General features: G+C 57.0%; 4 protein-coding genes. 1 reads left to right on the top strand and 3 read right to left on the bottom strand.

The annotated features are described in order from the left end of the window. Nucleotides 1-1,129: aconitase family protein (locus V3W31_07815; GenBank protein MEE9614835.1), on the top strand; the 1,129-nt coding region annotated here is incomplete at its 5' end. A 135-nt stretch (nucleotides 1,130-1,264) separates the two neighbouring features. Here the strand turns inward: V3W31_07815 and V3W31_07810 are convergent. The 3 genes from V3W31_07810 to bioD form a co-directional block, all read right to left on the bottom strand. Then, complete coding sequence (locus tag V3W31_07810; protein ID MEE9614834.1) at nucleotides 1,265-1,522, bottom strand: type II toxin-antitoxin system RelE/ParE family toxin; 258 nt, start codon at nucleotides 1,520-1,522, stop codon at nucleotides 1,265-1,267. Further along, complete coding sequence (locus tag V3W31_07805) at nucleotides 1,519-1,725, bottom strand: hypothetical protein (GenBank protein ID MEE9614833.1); 207 nt, start codon at nucleotides 1,723-1,725, stop codon at nucleotides 1,519-1,521. The genes V3W31_07810 and V3W31_07805 overlap by 4 nt, the downstream gene beginning before the upstream one ends. Nucleotides 1,726-2,027: 302 nt before the next feature. Next, a partial coding sequence (gene bioD, locus V3W31_07800; protein MEE9614832.1) for a dethiobiotin synthase occupies nucleotides 2,028-2,732 on the bottom strand: 705 nt, incomplete at its 5' end.

The raw sequence follows: 2,732 nt of genomic DNA, 5'->3' as shown, positions 1-2,732 counted from the left end.
GATAGCCAAGCCGCACATGCCGGACAACGTCGTTAAGGTGAGCGAGCTCGAGGGCACGAAGGTCGACCAGGTCTGCGTGGGGAGCTGCACCAACTCTTCCTACATGGACATGATGGTCATAGCCGAGTATTTTAAAAAATCCGGAGCGAAGGTCCATCCGGACGTCAGCATGACCGTCTCACCGGGCTCCAAGCAGGTGCTCGACATGATATCCAGGAACAAGGGGCTTTCGAGCCTCATCGAGGCGGGCGCCCGTATACTCGAAGCCACCTGCGGCCCGTGTATCGGGAGCGGCCAGTCGCCCACCTCCGACGCTGTGTCGCTCAGGACCTTTAACCGTAACTTCGAGGGGAGGAGCGGTACAAAGAGCGCCAGGGTATATCTATGCAGTCCCGAGGTGGCCGTTGCCGCGGCGGTCTACGGCGTCATAACCGACCCGAGGAAGCTCGGCAAGTACCACAGGGTCAAGATGCCCAAGGAGTTCCTCGTGGACGACACGATGATAATCCCTCCGGCCAAGGACCCCTCGCGCGTGACGGTAAGGAAGGGCCCGAACATCCAGTCGCTTCCCGTTAGCAAGCAGCTGCCGGATACGCTAAACGGCAAGGTCTTGATAAAGTTAGAGGACAACATCACGACCGACCACATAGCCCCGGCCGGGACGTGGCTCAAGTACAGGAGCAACGTGCCGAAGTACTCCGAGGCCGTCTTCTCCGGCATAAACCCGGAGTTCCACGAGAAGGCCAGGGGGGCCGGAGGCGGGTTCGTCATAGGAGGGGAGAACTACGGCCAGGGCTCCTCGCGTGAGCACGCGGCCCTTTGCCCCATGTATCTCGGGATAAAGGCGGTTATCACGAAGAGTTTCGCCCGCATCCACAAGGACAACCTCGTTAACTTCGGCGTACTGCCGCTTACCTTCGCGAAGGCTTCGGACTACGACGGCATAGAGGACGGGGACGAGCTGGAGCTTTCGGGTCTGAGGGAAGGGCTCAAGGCGTGCGACGCCCTGACGCTTAAGAACGTCACCAAAGGCACGGAGATAAAACTCGAGCACGGCTACACCGAGAGGCAGGCCGATACGATACTCGCCGGAGGGAAGTTGAACTACACGAAGAGTCAAACGGCTTAAAGGCCGTGATGCGTGTACGTGATGCGGATGAAAGGCCGTGATGCGTGTGCGTGATGCGTGATGCGAGAAGTCAAAGGCCGTTATGCGAGAAAGTCCTTAATGAATGAACCCCTCCGGGTTTTAGCCCGGAGGGGTTCATTTTCTTTTATAAATTTCTCTTCTGTGTCCCAGCCTCAGGACGACAATGTCCGGCCCCTTGATGTCGAATACGACCCTGTAATCGCCTATTCTGAAACGGTAGGTTCCAAGGGACGGGTTGGTAAGCTTATCGGCATGTTTCAAAGGGTTTTTCTCGTAGCGGAGGAGGGTCCGGCCTATCCTCTCCTTTGTTCCGGGGGCAAGTCCCTTGATGTCCCTTACCGCCCTTCTGGTATATACGAGGCGGTACTTCACCCGTCCTTGCCGAAGACCTCTTTGTGCCCCTTTGTCCTCTTGGCCCTGTAGTCGGCCCGGGCCTCCCTGATGCTCTTCAGATACTCGGGGGAGGTGGATGCGAGGAGGTCTTCGAGGAAAGCGTCTCTCTCCTTTTTCTTCATCCCCTTTACCGCCTCGATAATCTCCTCCGGGTTGACCTTGAGCTTTAAAGCCCCAAGCATACGGGCCTCCTTTCAATCGTTGATTAGTGGCAATGCCCCTGTCTGTTACGTTATACTGATAAGGAGTCGCTGTCAAGAGGATATAATTCCCTCAAGCAGCGGTTCGAGCTGTCTTTTTATTACGGCTTAAAGGCCGTGATGCGTAAAAGTTCCTAATGAACAAGACAGGGCGGCATGGTTAGTAATCAGGTAGCGTTGTTGGTTTTAACTTTCCTCTCCCCTTGCGGGGTATCAGCGGATATACGGTGTCAGCGGACACACGGGTCAGGGTAAGGGGGATGCTATAAGGAGGGTATGATTCCCTAAAGTATAAATTCTATCAGTTCCCTGAACAGATCCGAACCCTCCCCTTCTTTCGAGAAGGGGAGGGTTTTTATTACGGTTATGCCGAGCCGTTTAAGCTCACCGGCGTTGTGCGGGGCGCTCTCGTCGGTTTCCACGGAGAGGTTGTTCAGTACGGCGCCGCGCACCTCTATCCCGGCCGCCTCGGCGCAGCGGACCGTAAGGAGCGTGTGGTTTATCACCCCGAGACGGTTCGGGGCGACCACTACCATAGGCAGGCCGAGGAAGAGGACGAGGTCTGCGAAGGTCTTACTATCCGTTAGCGGCACCATGAGTCCGCCCGCGCCCTCGACGATCACCACGTCGTTCTTTTCGGAAAGCTCTTCGTAGGATCTCTTTATTCTCTGAAGCTCTATTGTAACGCCCGCCTCTCTTGCGGCCAGCGAAGGGGCCAGAGGGGGGGAGAAGCGGTAGGGGTTTATGGTGTCGATTGGGTCCTCGCTTCCGGCGGCTTCCCGGAGTTTCCTTGCGTCTTCGGGGATAAGGCCTCCGTTCCTGCCACGGCACCCGGTCTCGACCGGCTTCATGACGCCGACTTTCATGCCCTGTGCCTTAAAACCCCGCGCGAGCGCGCAGGCGACGAAGGTCTTGCCGACGCCCGTATCGGTTCCGGTTATGAAGAGGGATTTTTTCATTCCGTAATGGCCCCTATTGACGCTCCAACC

The sequence above is a fragment of the Thermodesulfobacteriota bacterium genome (assembly GCA_036482575.1).
Taxonomy (GTDB): Bacteria; Desulfobacterota; GWC2-55-46; order GWC2-55-46; family JAUVFY01; genus JAZGJJ01.
The sequence above is the reverse complement of the archived record's forward strand: the minus strand, read 5'-3'. Positions and strand labels throughout refer to the sequence as shown.